The sequence below is a fragment of the Enterococcus silesiacus genome, from assembly GCF_001886225.1.
Taxonomy (GTDB): Bacteria; Bacillota; Bacilli; order Lactobacillales; family Enterococcaceae; genus Enterococcus_L; species Enterococcus_L silesiacus.
Genome location: NZ_JXLC01000064.1, coordinates 1 through 770, shown reverse-complemented (window position 1 = coordinate 770; position 770 = coordinate 1). Strand labels below are relative to the sequence as shown.

General features: G+C 30.3%; 2 protein-coding genes. Both read right to left on the bottom strand.

Translation table 11 applies throughout. The features are described 5' to 3' along the window. Positions 1–81: 81 nt before the first annotated feature. Positions 82–315, bottom strand: coding sequence for a helix-turn-helix domain-containing protein (locus RV15_RS18400; RefSeq protein ID WP_071879435.1), 234 nt, complete (start codon positions 313–315; stop codon positions 82–84). A gap of 104 nt (positions 316–419) precedes the next feature. Beyond that, on the bottom strand, positions 420–644 hold the full coding sequence (locus tag RV15_RS18395) for a helix-turn-helix domain-containing protein (RefSeq protein WP_071879434.1): 225 nt from the start codon (positions 642–644) through the stop codon (positions 420–422). Positions 645–770: the final 126 nt, after the last annotated feature.

Genomic DNA, 770 nt, shown 5'->3' with positions numbered 1-770 from the left:
TATCTAAAATGCTATCAATGACATCTAAAATCTCGTCTTGTTGTGAAGATAAAGATAATTTATTCATGTTTATTTACACTTTTATTTCCCCTTCTTATTCGGAAAAGGTACTTTCACACCACTAACCCCACAAATATAATTCATATCAACATTGTAAAACTTAGCAAGTTTAATCATAGATTCTAAAGGTATTCTCGTCTTCCCATATTCATAATCAGCATAAGTTCTCTGACCCACGTTTAACAATGCGGCAACTTCTCTCTGAGTGTAATCATTATCCTCACGTAATGTCCTTATTCGTTTAATATAATCCATAATCATCCCTCTTTTTGATTATTCTATCCTAGAGTTATAAACTCAATCACCATTTAGAGCTATAAACTCTTAAATTAGCTACCTATCATTTAGCTTTAAACTAACTATTTTTTAGGAAATGAGTTCTTCACATTACTAATTCCACATATATAATTCATGTCAACATCATAAAATTTAGCTAAGATAATCATTGAATCCAAAGGTATTCTCGTTTTTCCATATTCATAATCAGCATAAGTTCTTTGTCCAACACTCAACAGCGCTGCAACTTCTCTCTGTGTATAATCATTATCTTCACGTAATTCTCTTATCCGCTTTATATACTGCATGACTTGTCTCCTTTTCTAATTATTTTACGATAGAGTTATAAACTCTATTGACTTTTAGAGCAATAAACTCTAAAATAGGTTTAAGAGCAAAAACAATGAATGAAAAAAATAGAAATCATTAGGAGG